Source organism: Laspinema olomoucense D3b, from assembly GCF_025370785.1.
Lineage (GTDB): Bacteria > Cyanobacteriota > Cyanobacteriia > Cyanobacteriales > Laspinemataceae > Laspinema > Laspinema olomoucense.
Window position 1 is genome coordinate 77,864 of sequence record NZ_JAMXFA010000003.1, and the last position, 21,627, is coordinate 99,490.

Consider the following 21,627-nt stretch of genomic DNA (forward strand, 5'->3'; position numbering starts at 1 on the left):
GCTTGCTTTCTCCTGCCCTACAAGTATCTTTATCTTTACTTCCAGACTGTTTGGCTTTCCGGGGATTGAACCGGCAAGACCCACGGTTTACTGTGGCAAGCTTATTGTTACAGTGTAACAGTTAGCTGAACTCTAGGCGTTAGTTGAGTCTAGGTTTGGGGGGGAGGGGAGAAGGGTTCAGGGATTCGCATTTCCAGAGGGACTAGAGCGGTTCAGATGTAGGGTAGGCAATCCCTCGCCTACTCTACATTTAGGATCTAGCTGGAGAGGCATTAGCCTCAATCCCAGAAAGAGCGGGATGGAACTGCAAGAATTGCGCTGTTGAAACCCAGTTTTTAGGGTGGGGTGCGTTAGTCCAGGTAGCTTGATCCCAACATGACGAGAGAACAAGAAAGCTCCTGGATAACACTTGTGGTGGCATCATCCATCTCTAATCCAGACATGGTGCGACGTCTTGTGGCTTGGAGAATCACTAAATTATAGGCGATCGCCTCGTTCAGAATCGCCGCTTGGATGTCATCATGGGGGGCCATCACAATCTGAATTTGTGTGGGAAGAGTTGGGGCTAATTCAGCGATTAAGGCAGAAAGTTCAGCATGGATCCGAGCATTCACCTCCTGGGGTGTGCGGCGATCGCAAACATGGAATAAGGTCACCTGTCCCCCATTTATCTGGGCTAAACTATAGGCAAACCGGATGGAAAACACCGCCCGCGCTACGAGACTATCCACGGAAACTAAAATTCGTTTCATTTGCAGGGGGGAACCAAGCAAGCGCGTCACCGCTACGGGACAATGTGCTGTCCATAGGAGGCGATCGATCACGTTCCCAAATAATCTCGCCCGCAGGGTTGTGGTTTCCCCCCATCCCATGACAATTAAACTGGCTTTTTGCTCTCGACTTGCATGAGCAATTCCCTGGGCAATATCATCATCAATCCGAACCGCCGGTTCGGCTTTGACCCCAAATTCTTGAGACAGTTGCACTGCTGCGGCGACTAAATTTTCACTGCGCATGAGGGCCGCATCCACTGCTGAGGCGTCCATTTGTGCCATCACCCGGGCGATCGACAGGGGAACGATTCGCCCCTCTTCCTGGCGCACCAGCAACGCCGCCATTTCCACTAAATTCTTTTCGGTTTCTGGGTTATAAACCGGCACAATCACCGTAAACGGGCCATTCGGCTGATTCCCTTCATCAAAAGGCGTTTTCACCGCCTCAAAATTGGTCGTCGGTGGGGTCAAACTGGCTGCTGCCCGCGCCGTTAAAAATGGCCCTAGAGTTGCGGTGACTAACATCATCACAATCACCGTATTCAGGACCTCTTCACTCAACAAGCGTTCTCCCAAAGGGTTCAAGGTGTTATATCCAACAATGGTTGCTGCCAGGGTTGCCGCTACTTGAGGAATAGACAGGGACCAAATTGCCAGAGTCTCGGCGCGAGTGTAGCGATACAGCAATTGAGTGACCAATGCAGCGGCTAATTTACTGATTAAGAGTCCGGAAATAATCGCCAGGGTCAACCAAAATGAAGTCAGGGTGGCGATAAAGGCGGGAAGGTCAATTAATAGCCCTAAATTCACCATAAAAATGGGAATAAATAGGACACTCCCGACAAACACGACCTTTTCTTTCACCGGACCAGAACCCATTGCTCCATTGACGGCCATTCCGGCTAAAAATGCCCCAACAATTTTTTCAACTCCAATGATTTGAGCGCCAACTGCAGCTAAAAAAACTGCCAGTAAGACAAATAGAAATTGATTGCCTTCTTCATCTCCAGACCGCCGAAAAAATTCCCGTCCTGCCCAGTCAAACCCAAACAGGACAATGCCGGTATAAAGGGTTAACAGGATGAGCATGATGGCTAAATTTCCTAGACTAAAACTCCCGGCATGAACGCTTACGCAGACTGCCAATACTAATAGAGCGGGAATATTGGTAAAAATGGTCCCGCCAATGGTAACCATTACCGCCTCATTTCCCATTAATCCTAACCGACTCAAAATGGGATAACCCAAAGGGGTATGAGAGGACAGTAAAGACCCAATTAACAGGGAAGCATTCCAACTAAATCCAAAGAAGCGGGCGATGATTGCGCCAGCAATAAAGGGGAAAATAAAGGTCAAACTTCCAAATCCAATGGAGCGATTTTTTACCTTTTGAAACTCGGTCATGTCCATTTCCAGACCGGCAACAAACATGAGGTAAACTACTCCGATGTCGGACAGGAGTTTCATGGTTTCGGATTGCGGCTGTAAGAGCTGCAATCCATTGGGTCCAAAGGCTACCCCAGCCGCCAATAGGCCAATTAATCCGGGCAGTTGTAGCCGTTCAAAGAAAATTGGGACGACTAAAATAACGGCCAACAGAACGGCAAAGGCAAAGATGGGTTCGTTCTTCAAAAAGCCGAGGGCGAGTTCCATGCAGGTAGGAGGCTGAATTTTTTTTATTCTATCGCAAGGTTCCCGGATTTTACCGGGGGCGATCGCCTAGATGTATCTGTTGCTTTCACCCCGTAACAAAGCCAAAGAAAATCGTAATTTAGACTACAATTTTTGACCGGATTAAGGGCGGGAATTCCCCGGGTGATCCGGCGGGTTTATCGGGTTATTTCTGACGGGTCCAAGGCTAACTGTTCGATCGCCATTACAGTCCGCTCTAATTCAGCAAATAACCAGGGATTAACCGCTGTGAGACGAAAGGCTTCCACCAAGGCGCGATAATACCAGAGTGTCCCGATTTTACCGCCTTTAAAACGGTCCCAGACAGCCTCTCCCACGGCCCGATAATCCTGAAGAATTGACCGGGAATTGTGCAATTTATCCGAGGCACTCACCAGGAGGACCGATGGGGAAGCTGTGGGAAGATGAGACAGATAGAGTTCTTTGCGCTCTCGCCAGGGGGGTTTTGGGGTAGAATCAGCATCGGTGCAAGCTTCTACAATTGTAGCAACCACGTCTCCAAAGCGACGGCGAATTTCGGCCCCGGTAGCGGCCCCCCCTTGGTCCTCGATCGCATCATGGAGTAATGCGGCGATCGCCTCATCTTCATTGGCCCCATATTCTAAGGCAATACTGGTTACCCCCAGTAAATGAGCAACATAAGGCACCCCCGAACCCTTGCGCTGTTGTGGTGCGTGGAGTTCCGCCGCAAAGGTTAAAGCCTGATTAAAGCGGTTTGATAGCATTGATGTCCCTTCGGAAGCAGCAAGTTAGGATACGCTGGATTTTAACAGGTTCAGGACCAACCCACCCTCACCCAGTTTGTAGATTTCACGGTGAGGTTGCTCAAAAATCCCGGATTGGATACCCGCCACTAGAGTTACTAAAATAATGCCGCAAAATTTTCAGGCACTCGTTAAATTATCATGGAAAGATGTCAGGCAAAATGCTACGGATGAGTCTAGGGGCTTTTCCCAGAGCAAGGTCAAAATTCCGTTCAGTTTAAGCTAAACTAAACCCATTCCCGTTCTTACGGGACTTGCGCCGAAATCCCAGGAGAAGTCATCCTTCTCCTAAAAAAAAACAACCGGACCCTCAAGAATAGACCTCTTGCTTTCATTCCGGATTGAACCCCCTTTCCCCCCCTTATTAACGCCAATCGGCTTAAGAGATTGAAGCAAGAGGTCTAATCAATCGCCGCTTTCGACTAAATTGCAGTTATTATGGAACAACAACAGCCCGAAGATGTAGCGGCTTACAACGAACGCTCCCTAAATACCCTATCGAGGGCGATCGCTTTGTCTGCCGAACAATTTGCCATCATTTTGGTGCGGTGCAATTATCGGCATTTGCAAACAGAAATGCTGCAACGACTGCGGGAACGATGTCCGGTTTCTGTGGCAGAAATCCATTTACACCCCTTAAGTACCACATTATTTGGTAAAATGATGGAGGAATTTGGGGAATTACCCTCACTCCCCGGGGTCATGGTTCTGGGATTAGAATCGGCAGTGGCGATCGATGAATTATTAATTTCCATTGATTTAGTCCGGGACGAATTTCGCAAGCAGTTTCCCTTCCCTTTAGTTCTCTGGGTAACTGATGAGTTGCTTCATCGCATCACGCAATTTGCCCCCAATTTCAAAAGCTGGGCGGGACCCTCCATTAAATTTGAAATTCCCACCCCTAAACTAATCGAACGCTTGCGCCAAACCGCCGAAAGTTTATTTAACTGCATCCTAGAAGCCGGGGCAGACCAACTGCAAGTGGGTGCTGCCATTGAACTTTTAACCCATACCCATCGCCAGGAAATCGCCTGTGCCATTAAAGATATTGAACGGGCAGGGGAGAGTCTAGACCCCTACTTACAAGCCTGTTTAGATTTTGTGCGGGGTTGGAATGCCTACAGCCATGATGAACTGACAACCGCCCGGGAATTTTACCAGCGCAGTCTCGCCTTTTGGCAAAAAGCAGTGCCGACAGTCGCCGCTTCAGGGAATCCGCCGGAGGAAAACTCTACCCCCCATTTAGAACGGTATGGCTGCTTGCTGTTTTATCTGGGGGCCTGTTGGCATCGGGAAGCGCTGTTACATCGGGGGGCAGCCCAGGCAGCCTACCGGCAATCGCGAGACTATTTTCAGCAATGTGTCGCCATTTACCAACAAGCCCACCGCCCGGATTTGATGGCAAAATTTATTAATGCCCTGGGGGAAGTGCTGCAAAAACTCGGGGACCACGATGGATTGGAAGAGGTGGCATCTGTCGCCACTCAACTGCATCAACAATATCCCGACCCGATCGCCGAGGCGCAGGATTGTGGCTATTGGGGGGAAGTGGCCCTCGGGAACTCCCAATGGGCGCTCGCCAAGCAGTCTGCCTTAAACGCCCTCCAGATTCTGGAATCCTACCGCACCACGACTCTCACCCGGGAAAAACGCAGTTTTCTAGAATGGTCCGCCCAGTATCATCGAGGCTGGTATTTATTATTATTAGGTAGAGCACTGTCTGCACTCAGTGAGAGTAAAAACGCCATTGCCACCCTAGAGGAAGCTAAATCCCAAGCGCAACCGGAATGTAATCCTCGCTTATACAGTGAAATCCTTCGAGAATTGCGAGCGCTCTACTTCAACCGAGGCGATCGCCTCACTGCTTTTGCCCTCAAACAGGAACTCTACGCCCTGGAACATCAATATGGATTCCGCGCCTTTATCGGTGCACAACCCCTGCAACCCCAACTCCACCCCCTAAATCCCACCCAACTGCTACATCTCGGCATCGGCGATCGCCCCTTTCCCCGGAAACGTTATGCCGGTTCCAGTCTCACCGGACGAGAAGCCGAAATCAAATGTGCGATTACCCGCATTGGCCGTCCAGACTACAAACTTACCTTGATTCATGGTCCGGCAGGAGTGGGCAAATCTTCTCTCTTAGCGGCGCAATTAGCCCCCGCTTTACATCAAAAACAAATCGGACTCCATCTGGCATTACCCCTGGTTATCCCTATTCGAGGGGATTGGTTCCCCGGCGCCGTTGAGGTATTTAATCGCGCCTTTGCTCAGATGGGATTACCCCGAGTGGACACGACTCCGGAGCAAAATCGCATTCCCATTCTGCACAACCTGTGCGATCGCCTGGGGGAACATGGCGATCGCAACGTCTTAACCGCCCTGCTGTTTGATGTGGATGCCGACTTATTTGATAGTACCCATGAGTCACACCGCCACCTGTTTTATGAATTTTTGCACGACTGCTTGAATGTTCCCTTTGTGAAAGCGATCGTCTGTTTGCGGTCCGAACATCTGGCTGATTTCCTAGACAATGAATCCCTGCGATCGCTAGAATTTATCAATCGCGAGACGCGGGAAACTTTGTGTTATCACCTGCAAGACTTATCCCTGGGCACTGCTCAACGGGCGATAATGGGGTTAACAGAACAGGCAGAATTTCCCCTAGAAGAGGAACTGAGCGAGCAATTAGTCAAAGACTTAGCCCGAGGTACTATCGCGGAAGTGCGAGGGCTGATGTTACAGTTAGCGGGTACACAACTGGAAGCCGAACAGATTACCACCCTAGCCGAATATCAACAATATGGCGGCAAAGCAGCCTTACTCCGCCGAGGCATCCGAGAGGCGATCGCAGACTGTGGCGTAGAGAACACACAAATCGCCCGATTAGCCCTGCAAACCCTTGCCAAACCCACCCCAGACTCGGAACAGTCCCCCACCATGCCCTATCCCTGCCGCAAAACCCTAGAAGAGCTCAGAACGGAAATTGGAGGCAGTCCGGAGAGATTACAGATAGTCCTAGAAATCTTAGTGCAGTCTGGCTTACTCTTCCGCCTATACGATACCCCCGTACCGCGCTATCAAATGGTAGATCAGGAGATTTGCCGGATGGTATTGCAGGGGTGATTCGGAATCTGGTTTTTAGAAGAACTTTACACCCTCGGCGCGGGCTAAGAGAAAATGGGCTTTTAAAAACCAGTTTAGGATAAGGTGAGGGTAAATTTGAGGACGGGCGATCGCCTCTATAAATCTAATGGTTGCAGCAGGGCGATCGCATTACAGCCAATATAACCCACTGCCAAGGGGGATTTGTCTGGTAACAAAGCCAGCACGTTGTGCAAGGTTTGGGGGAGAGTCGTACCATAGATTTGCCAGAGGTTTTCACGCAGTTGATTGATGATCTGATCGCCTGCAATATCGTCAGTTCCGGGTCGGACTAACATCAGCGATCGCAATACTTTAAAGTAGCGAATATCATGACTCTGCACCACCCGTTTCATTTCTGCTGTGGCACGTTCGACTAATTCATCCCGGACTGATTTCATCACCAAGGGTTGCAAGGTGAAGGCAGAGGACTCCTCTCCACACCAGGATTCTAACAGCGATCGCCTCTCTAAACTGGCAATTCCTTCTAATAATGCTGCCGGATCGCGTAACACCAGAAAATGGGTGTGCAGTCGGCAAAATGAAACGGGTTCTTGCCAGATTGCTAACCAGTAGAGAATTTCTCGTTCTAAATCAGAGAGGCGTTCCAATTGTTGGTGCAACAGGGTTCGTAATCTATCGCCGATAATCAGGGTATTCTGATTCAAAAAGGCGGCGATATTTCCCCCAAATACCGTTTGAATTACCGGAGTTACAATTTTGAGGGCGAATGGATTCCCCCGATACAGTTGAATTAAGGCCGAAATTCCTAATTCTTTGCCGGTGAATCCTCGGGATTTTAACAGGTCTAAAGCTGCTGGATTTCGCAATCCCAAAAGGGTTAAAGCGCGTATCGTTCTACCTTCTAGGGGGACTGCCTGGGGTTGTTCGCGACTGGTGAGCAGAATGCAACTTTGATGGCGATCGCCATTTAAGGTTTGGAGGAAATGAGTGTATTCTGTCTCCAATTCCGGTGACTGCAACACCGCTTCTAATCCATCTAAAATGAGCAGATAGCGCCGATGTTTGAGATGGTGGAGTAATTGGGTTGTCCCTTTGGCTAGATTGGTAACCGAGGTCCTTTCTAAGGTGGAGAGAAGACTATCCAGCAGAGCAATTAAAGAGGGGTAATGGTGAAGCGATCGCCAGATTACCCCCTGGAATTCCGCTTGAATCGAGTCGGCAAAAGCGAGGGCGAGGGCGGTTTTTCCCATGCCACCCATGCCGGAAATGAGGAGCATTTTAGCGGTGGGAATCCATTGTTCCAGTTGTGCCAATTCGCGATCGCGTCCGAAAAATGAGTCTAAATCGGGCGCTTCGTGCCAGTCTCGGATCGCAGGAGACTCCGGAATAGCTGGATCAAAATCCGCTTCACATTGTTCAGCGATCGCCTGCCAGTCGCTAATCCCTAGGGTGGCACAAATGGCGATAAAAATCTCCCGTTGAATGCGATCGCCATGCCAAAATCGTCTTAAGGTGGCGCGGGAGGTATGAGCATCTTGCCACCACCGTGCTGTACTGGTTTTTGTCCAACCCAAACGCTTTCTTGCGCGATCGGCGACTGCCAATCCTTCCGTCGATGCCTTCAGCGACTTTAACATACTTCAGACCTATCGAGGAATAACATGAAACCGTGAACCTTGAGCGGCACTTAATGATAAAAATCTACGGAGGTAAAAACCCCCGTAGAATTAGTCGGAAAAGCAGTAATCTGATGCAGTAACTTATGCCAGTCCTACTAACTTAGCACTTAGCTCCCACATCCGCTTACCATTATCATTATCCCGCGCTTGGGGAGAAACCCGTTGGACAAAAGATTTTCTATCTTTTTTCTGACGATTTCCCCAACTCCAATAAGCGCCGGATTGTTTGTATTCCGGATCGGCAACCACATCCGCCACTCGTTCTCCCGCTAAATCCTGAGATACATATCCTTTGGTAATGTATTTTTGGAAGATGGGGAAGATTTTTTGAAACAGGGGATAATGGTTCCGGAATAACGGCGTTTCCGCAACACATCCGGGATAAAGAGAGGTGAAGGTGATTCCCGTTGATTCATGATAGCGTTCATGAAGTTCCCGCATCGTTAAAACGTTGCAGACTTTGCTATCTTTATACGCCTTAACGGGTTCAAACTTCTTGCCGTCAATCATCGAGTGAGGGTCTTTGAATCCTTCAGCAAACCCTTTGAAATCGCCTAAATCGGGACGAGGTGGAATTTTACCCCCGAGTTCATCAGGGTTGTGGGTGACGGTTCCCAGGATGATCATGCGCTTATCCGGCGCAGGCGATCGCTTCATATCCTCCAACATGACATTACACAGGAGGAAATGACCCAGGTGATTCGTCGCGACACTCAGTTCATACCCTTCCGGACTCCGCAAGGGTTCTTTGATTAACGGCATATAAATGGCCGCATTGCAGACCAAAGCATCCAGGGTCCTACCCGTAGCGCGGAAGTCATTGATAAACTGACGCACGCTTTGTAAGGAGCCTAAATCGATATGGAGAATCGTGTAGCTGTCCGGAGACATTCCCACAGACTGGGCGGCTTTTTCAGCTTTGGCTAAATCCCGACAGGCCATGATCACGTGCCATCCTCGTTTCGCCAGGGCTTTCGCGCCGTATAAACCGACCCCGGAGGATGCGCCCGTGATGACGACCGTTGACTTTCGATCTTGTTCCATCGGTAGAGAAATGAGTTGACCGTTGTTGACTAGATCTAGGATCTCATAATGCGATCGCGATGGTAAACTAAATTTTTTCGGGGGTCCCACGGGATGATAGCATGGGTCCATGCTATAACAGGGCTTGCATACCGTGACACTTACCCACTCCGAATTTACGGGGTTGTGGCCAAGGCCCTTACAAACTGGGCCTTTTGCGTCAGTCCTGTAAAAGTCTCCTGGGGGTCTTAGCGAGTTAGCGGGCTGGTGTTAAGCAAAGGATGATTGAAAATATTATGCTAAAATTAGCATATTTCAAGGATGAGTGAATTACTAAAACCCGTTGAGTGGATTGGTAGCGCTCTTGATGATTTGAAGAAATTTCCCGAGGATATCCGTCAAGTCATGGGTTACGCCCTATACTTAGCTCAATGCGGTGACAAATATCCTTCGGCGAAGCCACTCAAAGGATTTAAGGGCGCTGGTGTACTTGAAGTGGTAGAAAATTTTGACGGAGACACTTACCGGGCCGTTTACACCGTAAAATTTGCCAGTGCAGTTTATGTCTTGCACGCTTTTCAAAAAAAATCCAAGCAAGGTATTGCTACCCCTAAACAAGATATTAAATTGATCGAGGCCAGGTTCAAGCGAGCCCAAGAGCACCATTTAGAAAATTATAAAGAGCAGCCGACAGAGTAAAAAATGAATGAGAAAATCGAAGTTAAAGCAAGCAGCGGCAATATATTTTCCGACTTAGGTTTAGAGAATGCTGACGAGCTACTTGTCAAGGCTAAACTGGCCCATCAAATTACTAGCATTATTACTCAGCATGACATGACTCAAGCTGAGGCGGCAATTATTTTAGGCATTGACCAACCCACAGTTTCAGCATTAATCAATGGCAAACTCTTAGGTTTCTCAACTGAACGACTCTTTCGGTTTTTAAATGCCTTGGGTAGAGATGTGGAAATTAGGGTAAAAGTGAAGCCACCCTCTCGTTCACAAGCTGAAACCCGAGTTGTTACGTGATGATAGGCGTCTAACTTAGCGAATCTAAATCATTATGACCCTAGAATTCACCGAAAGGAAGCATCTTACTCTTACTCTCTTTAAAATTTGTCCCATTCATTTAGACTCGCTATATCACTGTATAGTCATCATCACCGGGATGCGGTAACCCCTATAATTTAACTGAGTACACCCGTTCCCAATTCAACACAAACCCCGGTAACACCATCTCCCCAGATAATTGACTCGGATTCACCCCAATTTCCACCCCTTGTCCGGCGCGATAAATCTGAACTTGTCGCTGTTGCGGGTCAATTAACCATCCCAATTGTGTGCCATTGTCGATATACTCCTGTAACTTGCTTTGGAGTTTCGCAAAACTATCCGACTCGGACCGCAATTCAATCACAAAATCAGGAGATAAAGGAACAAACCCTTTCCGTTGCGCTGAGGTTAATGCTTGCCAACGCGCTATACTCACCCAAGCCGCATCCGGAGAACGGTTCGCACCATTGGGGAGAGTGAATCCGGTGGAGGAATCAAAGGCAATGCCATTTCCTCCTTCTTCCTCAATCCATTTGACCAAAAAATAGGCGATTCTGATATTGCGATATCCCGTTTCGCCGCCAGTGGGGGGAGTCACAATCAAGTCTCCTGTGGCAGTCCGTTCTAGTTTTAACTCAGGGTTAACAGCGGCGATCGCAGCAAATTGCTCTGGAGTCACCTGAAGATTCAGGTCCCACGGTAATTGCAAGGTGACGGTTTCCGATTTTATGGGGGTTGCGATCATGCTGGCTCATCCTCATACCGCTCTAATTTGATTGTAATGGATATGGGAGTGGCTTGAGATAGATTATTTTTTTACACGATTTGATGAATCGTTTCGATAATCTCCTCAATAAAATCAATAGCGTGCGTGACTGAGACTGCATCAATATTTCGGCGACTGCCAATCCCATAAGTTGGATCAATGTCAGCTTCATGGGCGATTTGGTTCCGGCGATCAACGATCGCCTTGAGTTGTTGTTTAATATCCTTCTGCGGTTTCCCCATTTGATTCGCAACCTCCTCCCAAAGTTTTTTATCCGAAATTAATCGAATGGCATCTGCTATTTTGTCCGGGTGTTGAAAACTCAAATATCCCAGGCGTTCCCGAATTTCATCTTCTAGCCAAGCTGTATTATTCAATTGGTTTTGAATACTCGTGGCGATCGCAGGTAACAACGCTGACAGAGTATAGGACTGTTGTAAAAATACGGGTCCTTGTATTTGGGCAATCTCATTTTCTAGCCATGAGGCAATATCTAATGCTTTCAAGCGGTCCTGTCTGGCACCCCCTAATGAAACTTGAAAGCGAGAAAATGAGGATTGAACACTGTTTGGGGGAGGGGCGGGTTCCAAACGTTGACCTCTTTGAATCTCCAGCATTCCTAAAGTGACGACTTCATGGACATAGTAATCCAAGGCACTCACCCCTAGTACAAGTGCTGACCTCAACATATCCGATAAATCTAAAGCAGCCGTCGATTGAGCCGTGAGCGAGTTATGAAGAGAAATCAAGTCTCTCACCCGACTGATGCTAATCCGAAATTGGTCAAGCGCTGACTGCATAAGCCGTAGAAGTTAGCCCTATAATTTTATCGGCTAAATCCGAAAAGGTTGTTCTAAAATCCTCCTGCTTTTTCTGATTGTTTTTTAGCACTATTCCAGTTTGACCTAGTTGCTGAGGTGTTAACTCATAAACTGGCACTTGATGCTCTTGAGATTTGGCAATCAAGCTATTAAAATTTGAAATTTTAGTTAAACAAAAATTATCATTAATTTCTTGATTAAAATATTCCTGCTCTGGCAACATCATATTATGGCTTTTTAAGATGGGAACTAATTTAGAGCTAACATTCTGCTCAATTTTTTGGATCCAAGTTTCAAAGGCTCCTGTTTCTCTCCCATTAATGATTCGGAAATTCTGCACAATAATACCTAAAAATTTAAGGTTAACATCGGGGAATGGATAGGTTGCATCTTTTAATATTTGAAGCGAATTTGCTCTAGTAGCCCAAGCGTACCATTTCGGTAAAACTTTCGCCAAAGAGTCAATTGCCATGACTGAAAAAAAATCAGCGGTAGTTGGCACCATGAAAAAATCGCTAGTCATCAGGATATTTTGATTGATTGCACCCAAGCTAGGACTCATATCAATTAAAATATAATCAGCTTCAAATTTTTCCGCTGTTTTATCCAGCAAATCGCTGATAGAACCGGGTAAATTTCTGAGGGCATGAATCGATCCACTGAGTTCCTGAGCAATCCCTAGAGTCGCTTCATATTCAGCAAATCCTACATGACCCGGGAGTAAAAATAACCGCTCTTGGCCCTTAATGGGAATACAGTCTACAGCTTCAATAGCTTTAGGCTGGGATTCAAAAGCCGGGGCTAACCCTTTTTTGATATTAGAATAGGTATGATAAATTCCTTCTATTCTCGCTTCATCATCTTCCGTTTCTTCCCCTAATGCCATGCCCGTCAGATTACACTGTGGATCAGCATCCACCATAATAACTCTTTTACCCTTTGAGGCCAGCATCCAACCCAGGTTAAAGGTGGTGGTTGTCTTGCTGACGCCCCCTTTGTGATTAAATAAGGCAATTTTTTGAACCATTGAATCAACCTCCGATTAATTGATTAAAATTATTTTTTGGGAAATGCTGGTCTTTTAAAACGGTTGATGAATTCCGGCCCTCAGCATTGTAATTCTGTAATCTGGTTTTGATTTTAAGGGTTATTATAGCATTTTCGCTCATTGCTGCATCACCCTGGCTGACAAGTTTTGACCTTTCAACTAGAACAGCGTAAGATTTAATACCTTTGAGTTTACCAGACTGGCGAGCCGACAGAAACCCTGGCCCCCACCCCTGAACCGGGAACTGAACACTGAACTGAGCACAAAACTGAGCAGATTTCTTCGGGGAACGGGCTTAGAGTGAAGATAGCACAGAAATGGAGGCCAAATTTTATGTCTCAGATGCTCGATCGCCAACCGGCTGGTTTATATGTTCAAACCCCTGATTCCCAGCAAATTGCCTTTCCCCTTAAACATACGGAAGTTAGTGCTAAAGTTGCGGGAAATCTCTCTCGGGTGGAAGTTACCCAAACGTTTGAAAATCCCTTTACGACGACTTTAGAAGCGGTCTATATTTTTCCGCTGCCGGATGAAGCGGCGGTGGATGAGATGTTGATTAAAATCGGCGATCGCACCATAAAAGGTCACATCAAACAACGAGAAGAAGCTCAACAAATTTACCAGCAAGCTAAAGAACAGGGCCGCACTGCTGGGCTTTTAGAACAAGAACGAGATAATATCTTTACCCAATCTCTGGCTAACATCCAACCCGGTGAGCAAATTGATGTGATTATTCGCTATTCGGCGAGTCTGCAATTTGAAGGGGGAAATTATGAATTTGTCTTTCCAATGGTGGTCGGTCCCCGCTATATTCCCGGTATTCCCATTGGGGAAAATGCGGTGGGTTCAGGGTCGGCCCCGGGACCGATGTCTCAAAATCAAGATACAGATTTAGTTCCCGATGCCACTCGGTTAAATGCGCCAATTCTACCTGCGGGAACTCGTTCTGGTCATGATATCAATATGACTGTGGAAATTGATGCGGGAGTGAACATTCAAGCGGTGCGATCGCCCTCTCATCAATTGCATATTTCCCATGAGGGACAACAGGTGCGCGTGGGTTTAGTTGGCAGCGATACTATCCCCAATAAAGATTTTATTCTGCGCTATCAAGTTGCCTCAAAAACTACTCAATCGACTTTACTGGCTCAATCCGATGACAAAGGTGGACATTTTGCCCTGTATCTCATCCCGGCGCTGGACTATGCTCCGGAACAAATTGTCCCCAAAGATGTAGTATTTTTGATTGATACGTCGGGTTCTCAAATGGGGCATCCGTTGGGCCAGTGCCAGGAATTGATGCGCCGGTTTATCCAAGGATTGAACCCGAATGATACCTTTAGTATTATCAATTTTGCTAATACGACCCAGCATCTCTCTCCGGTTCCGCTTCCGAATACCCCCAACAATCAATCCCGGGCGATCGCCTATATTAATCAGTTGACTGCTGGTGGGGGAACTGAAATGTTACAAGGCATTCAAACGGTGTTAAATTTCCCGCTCACCGATCCAGGACGATTGCGGAGTATTGTTCTCCTAACTGATGGATATATCGGCAATGATAATCAAATTTTGGCGGAGGTGCAGCGCCATCTTAAACCGGGGAACCGTCTGTATAGTTTTGGTGCTGGGAGTTCGGTTAATCGGTTTTTACTCAATCGAATTGCCGAAATCGGACGGGGAATTTCGCGGGTGATTCGTCATGATGAAGCGCCAGATGAAACGGTGGAACGCTTCTTCCGACAAATTAATAATCCGGTGTTGACTAATATCCAGGTGACTTGGGAAGGTGAGGGCGAGTCTCCGGTGGTTTATCCGGCGATCGCACCGGATTTGTTTGCCGAACAACCCCTGGTTTTATTTGGACGCAAAGCGGATGCGGTTGCGGGAACCTTGCAGGTTTCGGGAATCCCTGCGGGGGGTACTCTTTATCAGCAACGGTTTGAGGTGAATTTTGAGCGCGGAGGAAATCCGGCAGTAGCTCAATTGTGGGGACGCTCCCGGATTAAGGCGGTGATGAATCAGATGGTGAGAGGAGAAACCAAGTCTGGAGTGGAAGCAGTCACCCAGACGGCGATCGCCTATCAATTACTCTGTCAATATACAGCCTTTGTTGCTGTTAGCGATGAGGTGCGAGGGGATCATCCCGAGGCATCAGTTTCGGTACAAGTGCCCGTGGAAATGCCAGAAGAAATGAGCTATGAGGGCATTTTTGGCTCAATACAGCATTTGGGCTCGGTGGATGCCGGTTATGCGCCATCCCCCCCGCAGTTGAACCGTGCGATCTCTCCTAAACTCAAGATGTCAATACGTCGGGCCTTGTATGCCAATTTACTCAATGAGCGAGGAGAGTACCAAGGTACTGAGGTGCCAGAGGAGCCACGCCGGACCCACAAACCGCAGTCCCCCCCCTCGATGCCACAACGGTCTTTTTTGGACATGGACAAGATGCGATCGCAGATTCAGGGAGAATCCTCGGATAGTGGGGATGCTGATATTTCCGATATAAATGACGTACAATTCTCGCCTGAAAGTCTCCCTGAGGCGGAGGATGAATCGTTATCAGTTCGCGAATTTGAGGTCCGTCCTCAATTAGAGGCCCCTTCAGAATCGGTTAAACTCACTTTTCAAGCGCCAAAACCTGCAATGCCGCCACAGCGGTTAAAGCTTGTGAGTGTGACGGGATTAGATGCTGAGGCGATCGCCTTGCTGACAGAACATCTACAAGCGGTGCAGCTTCCTCCTGGGGTGAGTGGAGAACTGGTTTGGGAGTTGCGGATTACTAATGGACAAGTGAAACAGGTGATTCTGGATGAAGAGGAGTCTTCTGGGGATGATCCGGAAGTGGCAGAGGCAATCCGGCGATCGCTGTTTACCTGGCGCGCTGAACTCTCCCTCTCCACTACCGTACTGCTGCGGGTGCGGATTTCCGCCTAGAGCATTACTGCGACAACTGGGGGATTGCGGTAACCGGCGTCGTTTCCACAAGAGCCACATCGCACCGGGCGGGTTAAAAATTGACTGAAAGCGTTGTCCTATCAAGCTTTATCGGGTTTTTAGCCCCCAGGCTGCACCCTCGGCAATTGAGCCGTTAACCCGCCCCCCCTGTTTCTTTTTCTCTCCAAGCTAAAAAACTTTACAATTAATTTAGTTTTTTCTGTCATCAGAGGCTAGTCAAAACAAAAGTAGCGTGCTATCTTTGTTAAACCGCTTTTCCAAGTAAGCCAAAAGCGGTTGAGAGACGATGCTGTTGCTCAAACTTCAACCCGTCCCCAGTGGAGTTAGCTGAAGTCAATCGATAGCCCGTCCTAAAGTTCGAGTGGGGAGTGAAAAAAATTCGCCTGTACTCAGGTTACGGCGGCGATCGCCCTCCTGAAAGCAGAGCGGTTGAGTCTTAAAGCAAACCATTGGCTGCTATTTCTGGTCAAAATCCATCGCCGTTACTGTCGGTGGGAATGGATAACATCGATTGATTGATCTCAGAGAAAGAAAACCCCGAGTAATCCTCAGCTTAATCCGCTGAGTTGAACTTCGCCGTTAACCGCATCAACGAGTATTTACCAATCCGGTTCCCGTCCATTCGTACTGGGCTGCTCCAAGCTTGGCGGAATCCTGGATCTTGCACCGGAAGCTAGATCCCCCAACCCAGATGCCAGAAAAATCGCCACAGGCACGACCCTAGAAACGTGAGTCCTGGGCGATTCAAAATTCGGATTAAGAAATCTACCTGAGATGCTGCTATCTTCCCTGCCTGGAGGTAGAGGTAGTCGAGTGATTTAGGCCGAATAATTTTAATTAATAACAAAACAAAACGTGGAAAAAAGTTGTGAAACTCTATAACAATTACGGACAATTGGTGAAATTTTTACAAGAGGAGTTGGCGCTGTCGCCTTCATCCATCGATATGGCCCTACGTCATGGAGAACAAAATCTCGGCCCTTTACCGATGATCCTGTGGCAGTATGGCTTAGTTTCCCTGGAACAGCTTGAGCGAATCTTCGACTGGCTGGAGAACCGAACTGCCATGGACGGAAATTTCTAAATCGGAGGAGCAACAAGGATGAAACTTGATAGAGCTCAGGATGCAGTCAATCGTGGAAACTAAGGTTTTAACTGGAAACAGCAATTGGGCGATCGCCTTCGGCACTAAATTGGATAGAAAAATTTAAGATTTCCGATTCTGAGTTAGAAACGGAAATCTTTTTGATGAGTTAATAAATGAGTTCGGTTCCAGGCGGGAATAGGCCAGTTGATAGAGAAAGGGCGATCGCCTTGCCACCGCACCCTCCCAAACAACAATTAGAGCAATCAAGCCCCAATTGTTAAAAAATAAGAAAATTTTAACAACAAATCCGTGACGAGCCTGGGATTGAAGCTACAGAGGTTGTCGCGAAACCTGCTTCTCAAAGCAAGCTTGAGTTTGCTGTAACAACTGTTCTCGACTATCGCCAGCCGTTTGAGTCAGCGTCGGGACTAAATTCCGCGCTTGTAAAGTCATGTGAAGCTGTAGGTGTGCCACATACTCACTGATATCTTCACGAACGATAGCGGAGTGGTGTTGATTCAGATTGTTAGCCAAAGTGTTCTCCTTCCCTCAACTTGCGTCAAGTCCAATATCAATAAAAGTTACCATTACTTGCCAAAAACGTCTACCGTTGCAACAAAGCTTAACGTTAGGGACCTCTTCTGTAGCGTTATGTAAAGTTTTTAGGGCAACCCCTATCACAAGTCGGGTCTGTTGAGCGTCCAAACTGGCATGAACCCCGGGGTCTTTATGGGTCCCTCCTCCCTTAAATTAAGGACCCATAAAGACCCAAAAGATGTAAAAATCCTCAGAACTTGCTAAAACAAAAATAGGTGCAGCTTTCCTCAGACTCTGAATCTCAGAAAAACTGCCCTAATTTCCGGGTGCTGAAGAATGTAGCTAACCAAAGCTATTGCCTGTACCTCATCGCTCCTTTAACCCTATAGCCGACTTGTTGGAGCTGAACTCATGTTGTACTCTCCAGAGAATTTCGACCTGCTCAAGATATTTTTGGAACAAACTCCCCAGGCAATAGCGATGGTCGATCGCCAGATGCGCTACTTGTTTGCCAGTCGCCAATGGTTGCGAGACTGCGGTTTCGACGATCGCGATGGCAACCCACACTCCCCAGACTCACAAGCAGTTGAGTCGATTCTGGGTCGTTCTCATTATGAAATCCTGCCTCAGTTTATCTCAACCCAACCGACAATCCAGAACCCAGAGGAAGCAGGAGTTAGAGACTCAGCAATCTCCCTGGAATCCTGGAAAGAGGTACAAGCGGTGTGTTTGGCAGGGGGGGTACAATCCTGGGAGGAAGAGTTTGGCGCCGATGGCGATCGCCAATCCCGAGTCAAGTGGGACGTGCATCCCTGGAAAACCCAGACGGGTGAAATCGGTGGATTGCTGCTGTTGAGAGAAACGACAGGTAGGACCCCAGGGAAGGGAGACCCCTTGAATCCGTTGACTGCCAAAGTAGGGAGCAATTCCCACCGGCGATCGCGATCGGATGAAAGCGATTTGCGCCGCCAAAGTCAGATTCTCGTGGAACTGGCAAGGAGCAAAACCCAGAATGAGGGGAATTTAGAAGCGGCGATCGCTGAAATTACCGAAGCTGCCGCCAATACCCTAGCCGTAGAACGGGTGGGAGTCTGGTTGTACGACAATAACCAGACGGAGATTACCTGTATCAATCTCTACGAACGCACTGAACGTCTGCATTCCTCCGGCAGTCTGCTGCTGACTGCTCCCTATCCTCAATACTTCCAATCCTTAGAAACCGAACGTGCCATTTCCGTCGATCATGCCATCACCGATCCCAGAACCCGAGATTTAGCCGATACCTACCTCATTCCCCTAGGCATTACCTCCAAATTAGATGCACCCATTCGCATTGGCGGTAAAATCGTCGGGATTGTTTGCTGCGAACATCGCGGCATTTCCCGGAGGTGGAAATTAGGAGAACGGAACTTTGCTGCTTCCATCGCTGATTATACTGCCCTCGCCTTAGAAACCCACGATCGCATCAAAACTCAAACCGAACTCGAATCGGCTAATGACCAACTTCAAGCGGTGTTAGATGCCGTTCCCGGAAGCATTTCCTGGTTTAGTTCGGATTTAGTTTATCTGGGGGTCAATGGCTACTTAGCTAAAACTTTTAACGCGAATCCCGAGACTTTTCTCGGAAAAAAAATCGGCTTTTTACAAGGGTCACCGAAGTTTAATCACTTGGTCCCGGAGTTTTTTGATAACCCAGCAAAAGAAGCACAGCACGAAATTGAAATGTCTGTTCGCGGTGTGAATCGGCACTTTTTGGTGGTTTCTCACAAATATCAGCAGGGACAAGCGGCAGTTTTTATCGGATTTGATATTACCGATCGCAAAGCGGCTGAAGCGGCACTGCAAAAAGCCAATGAGGAACTCGAAAGCCGCGTGGCTGAACGGACTAAAGATTTAACGGAGGCGATCGACCAATTGCAAGAGGAAATTCGGACTCGCAGCCTCCTGGAAGAAACCCGCGACGTTTTGGAATTTTCCATCAATAATGCAGCGGATTCCGTATTTTGGCTGACTCCCGATGGCCGGTTTTTCTACGTCAACGATGCCGCTTGCATCACGTTGAACTACTCCCGCAAAGAACTTCTTTCTTTGAGTGTTCATGATATCAACCCGGATTTACCCGCCGAAGTCTGGGCAGAATATTGGGAGGAAATCAAAGAATTTGGCTCCGTCCGTTTGGAATGCCATCATCGCAGCAAGGACAATCAGAGTTTTCCGGTAGAAATTACCATTAATTATTTTCAAATTAAGGGGAAAGAATACAACTGCATTTTTGCCCGGGATATTACGGAAACAAAACGAGTTGAAACCGAATTGCAAAGAGCTAAAGCTACCGCAGAAGCCGCTAATTTGGCAAAAAGTGCATTTTTTGCTAATATGAGCCATGAATTGCGTACGCCCTTAACGACGATTATCAGCTATAGCGATTTATTGCAGGAAGACGCGAAAGAGTTAGGGGTAAGCAATCGGGCTTTCTTTGGAGATTTGCAGCAAATTAATAAAGCAGGGAAAGATTTGTTGGTAGCGATCGATGATATTTTGGATTATTCTAAGATTGAGTTGGGTCGGATGCAACTGGATGTGGAGTGCTTCGAGATTGGTGAGGCGATCGCCATCATTATGGCGGAAATTGAACATAAGCTGATTACGAATAAGAATACCTTGACGATGGGAGGGGATGCGGAATGGGGGACGATTTGCAGCGATCGGCATAAACTACACCAGGTGTTGTGGCACTTGCTCGATAATGCCAGCAAATTTACCGAAAACGGGGCGATCGCCTTAGAAATTACCCGCGAAAATACCCCCGATTTCCGGGTCTTAAATGCCGCCTCCAAGTTCCATAAACCTGAACTAGAAGCCACCGAAGAATGGGCCGTATTTCGAGTCCGAGACAACGGCATTGGCATGACACCCGAACAAATACAAGAGCTATTTGAGCCATTTAGCCAAATGCATACCTCTGATACCCATCATGCTACAGGGACCGGATTAGGATTAGCCGTATCCCGGAGTTTGTGCCAATTAATGGGAGGGGATTTATTTGTAGAAAGTCACCTTGGAGTGGGTTCTACTTTCACCGTTTACCTCCCGGCAAATCTCCCGCTGAGTGCTTTAAATACGGAGGCAATCAAGCAAAAACTCACCCCAAAATTTCCCCGACCCCTTCCCCTCGACCATGACAACTCATGGACTGAAGGAGAAGGATGGGTATTTGATGATGAATAATTAACAATCCCCTTAATTTCCGCATCAGGTGCGCCAGACTTTCCCCTTAATATTATCTATTATCAGCGGGCAAGACTCTGGCGTACAAGCTTCACTCACTTCAAATTTACATGAACAAATACGCAATTAATCAAATAATAAGGGTGTCCATCACCTCTTTAATTTTTACCGTTTTAACCAACATTAAACCCGCATCAAGCCTTGGACAATCCGGGAATGAGGTTCCAGTTTATCAAGAGATTGCCCAAAACTTTAACTGTGGGCAACATTTCCAAGAGTTCGGGGTTGAAGGTTCAATTATCATTGGTGAATTAAACAGCGATCGCCTCTGGCAACATAACCCCAAACGCAATCAAACCCCCTTCCCAACCGCCTCAACCTTTAAAATCCTCAACTCTCTCATTGCCCTAGAAACCGGCGTTATTCCTCATGAACTAGCAGTTTTAACCTGGGATGGAATTCCTAGAACAATTCCCACATGGAATCGAGACTTGAATCTGAAAGAAGCATTTAAACTATCTGCCGTCTGGTTTTATCAAGTATTAGCGCGCCGCATCGGATATGAGCGAATGCAGCAATGGATAACCCAAGTCGGCTATGGTAATCAAAACATTGGCACGCCCGAGGAAATAGACCAATTTTGGCTCCAGGGAAACCTCCAAATCACCCCCCAACAGCAAGTGCAATTTTTGCGCCGTCTCTACAACAATAATTTACCCTTTTCTCAGCAGACCCTTTCCCTTGTCAAAGAGATTATGATTTATGAACAAACTACCGACTACACCATTCGAGCTAAAACGGGTTGGTTTGGATTTGGCAATGAATCACTCCAAAATATTGGCTGGTTTGTGGGGTATGTAGAAACCGGAGATAATGTTTATTTTTTTGCCACTAATATTGATATTAACAAGCCCGAAGATGGACCGGCTAGACTTGAGCTAACTCGGCGCTGTTTGCAAGATATCGGAGTGCTGTAGTGTCGTTTAAACCGCTACCAAATTTCTTTTATTGACATGAATTAGTCTACAATATGCTATAATAATTCCATACCATCTTCCCTAATTAATTAAGGAAACTGAGGATAGTCAAT

The 21,627-nt window shown here is 47.4% G+C and carries 15 protein-coding genes; 7 read left to right on the forward strand and 8 right to left on the reverse strand.

The annotated features are described in order from the left end of the window. Positions 1 to 350: 350 nt before the first annotated feature. Both NG792_RS02695 and NG792_RS02700 read right to left on the reverse strand, forming a co-directional pair. Complete coding sequence (locus NG792_RS02695; protein WP_261234421.1) at positions 351 to 2,426, reverse strand: cation:proton antiporter domain-containing protein; 2,076 nt, start codon at positions 2,424 to 2,426, stop codon at positions 351 to 353. A gap of 176 nt (positions 2,427 to 2,602) precedes the next feature. Beyond that, the gene (locus tag NG792_RS02700) at positions 2,603 to 3,190 is read right to left on the reverse strand and encodes an HD domain-containing protein (protein ID WP_261234422.1); all 588 of its coding nucleotides are present in this window, start codon (positions 3,188 to 3,190) and stop codon (positions 2,603 to 2,605) included. Positions 3,191 to 3,667: 477 nt separating this feature from the next. Between NG792_RS02700 and NG792_RS02705 the strand changes: the two genes are divergently transcribed. Then, on the forward strand, positions 3,668 to 6,355 hold the full coding sequence (locus NG792_RS02705; protein ID WP_261234423.1) for an nSTAND1 domain-containing NTPase: 2,688 nt from the start codon (positions 3,668 to 3,670) through the stop codon (positions 6,353 to 6,355). A gap of 116 nt (positions 6,356 to 6,471) precedes the next feature. Here NG792_RS02705 and NG792_RS02710 read toward each other — a convergent pair whose 3' ends face one another. Both NG792_RS02710 and NG792_RS02715 read right to left on the reverse strand, forming a co-directional pair. Continuing rightward, a complete protein-coding gene (locus tag NG792_RS02710; protein WP_261234424.1) occupies positions 6,472 to 7,974 on the reverse strand; it encodes an NB-ARC domain-containing protein in 1,503 nt (500 codons plus the stop codon). Between the two features lie 123 nt (positions 7,975 to 8,097). Beyond that, the gene (locus NG792_RS02715; RefSeq protein WP_261234425.1) at positions 8,098 to 9,060 is read right to left on the reverse strand and encodes a protochlorophyllide reductase; all 963 of its coding nucleotides are present in this window, start codon (positions 9,058 to 9,060) and stop codon (positions 8,098 to 8,100) included. Positions 9,061 to 9,360: 300 nt separating this feature from the next. On the opposite strand from NG792_RS02715, the gene NG792_RS02720 reads away from it, so the two are divergent. Continuing rightward, the gene (locus NG792_RS02720; protein ID WP_261200049.1) at positions 9,361 to 9,738 is read left to right on the forward strand and encodes a type II toxin-antitoxin system RelE/ParE family toxin; all 378 of its coding nucleotides are present in this window, start codon (positions 9,361 to 9,363) and stop codon (positions 9,736 to 9,738) included. A 3-nt stretch (positions 9,739 to 9,741) separates the two neighbouring features. After that, positions 9,742 to 10,068, forward strand: a complete 327-nt coding sequence (locus NG792_RS02725) for a helix-turn-helix domain-containing protein (RefSeq protein ID WP_261200048.1) — start codon at positions 9,742 to 9,744, stop codon at positions 10,066 to 10,068. 151 nt (positions 10,069 to 10,219) lie between these two features. On the opposite strand, the gene NG792_RS02730 is transcribed toward NG792_RS02725, so the two are convergent. From NG792_RS02730 to NG792_RS02740, 3 genes are all read right to left on the reverse strand, one after another. Beyond that, positions 10,220 to 10,837 carry a Uma2 family endonuclease gene (locus tag NG792_RS02730; RefSeq protein WP_261234426.1) on the reverse strand — a complete coding sequence of 206 codons (618 nt, stop codon included), beginning with the start codon at positions 10,835 to 10,837 and terminating at the stop codon, positions 10,220 to 10,222. 71 nt (positions 10,838 to 10,908) lie between these two features. Continuing rightward, positions 10,909 to 11,658, reverse strand: coding sequence for a HEPN domain-containing protein (locus NG792_RS02735; RefSeq protein WP_261234427.1), 750 nt, complete (start codon positions 11,656 to 11,658; stop codon positions 10,909 to 10,911). After that, positions 11,642 to 12,706, reverse strand: a complete 1,065-nt coding sequence (locus tag NG792_RS02740) for a ParA family protein (protein WP_261234428.1) — start codon at positions 12,704 to 12,706, stop codon at positions 11,642 to 11,644. The genes NG792_RS02735 and NG792_RS02740 overlap by 17 nt, the downstream gene beginning before the upstream one ends. A gap of 354 nt (positions 12,707 to 13,060) precedes the next feature. On the opposite strand from NG792_RS02740, the gene NG792_RS02745 reads away from it, so the two are divergent. Together NG792_RS02745 and NG792_RS02750 are read left to right on the forward strand one after the other, a co-directional pair. Beyond that, entirely contained in the window at positions 13,061 to 15,664 is a 2,604-nt protein-coding gene (locus NG792_RS02745) for a VIT domain-containing protein (protein WP_261234429.1), read from the forward strand. A gap of 889 nt (positions 15,665 to 16,553) precedes the next feature. Next, positions 16,554 to 16,769, forward strand: coding sequence for a DUF2949 domain-containing protein (locus tag NG792_RS02750; RefSeq protein WP_261200044.1), 216 nt, complete (start codon positions 16,554 to 16,556; stop codon positions 16,767 to 16,769). Between the two features lie 333 nt (positions 16,770 to 17,102). On the opposite strand, the gene NG792_RS02755 is transcribed toward NG792_RS02750, so the two are convergent. Then, the gene (locus tag NG792_RS02755; RefSeq protein ID WP_261200043.1) at positions 17,103 to 17,306 is read right to left on the reverse strand and encodes a hypothetical protein; all 204 of its coding nucleotides are present in this window, start codon (positions 17,304 to 17,306) and stop codon (positions 17,103 to 17,105) included. A gap of 414 nt (positions 17,307 to 17,720) precedes the next feature. Here NG792_RS02755 and NG792_RS02760 point away from each other — a divergent pair, with 414 nt between their 5' ends. Continuing rightward, complete coding sequence (locus tag NG792_RS02760) at positions 17,721 to 20,537, forward strand: ATP-binding protein (RefSeq protein ID WP_261234430.1); 2,817 nt, start codon at positions 17,721 to 17,723, stop codon at positions 20,535 to 20,537. A gap of 125 nt (positions 20,538 to 20,662) precedes the next feature. Continuing rightward, the gene (blaOXA, locus tag NG792_RS02765) at positions 20,663 to 21,514 is read left to right on the forward strand and encodes a class D beta-lactamase (protein ID WP_435387559.1); all 852 of its coding nucleotides are present in this window, start codon (positions 20,663 to 20,665) and stop codon (positions 21,512 to 21,514) included. Positions 21,515 to 21,627: the final 113 nt, after the last annotated feature.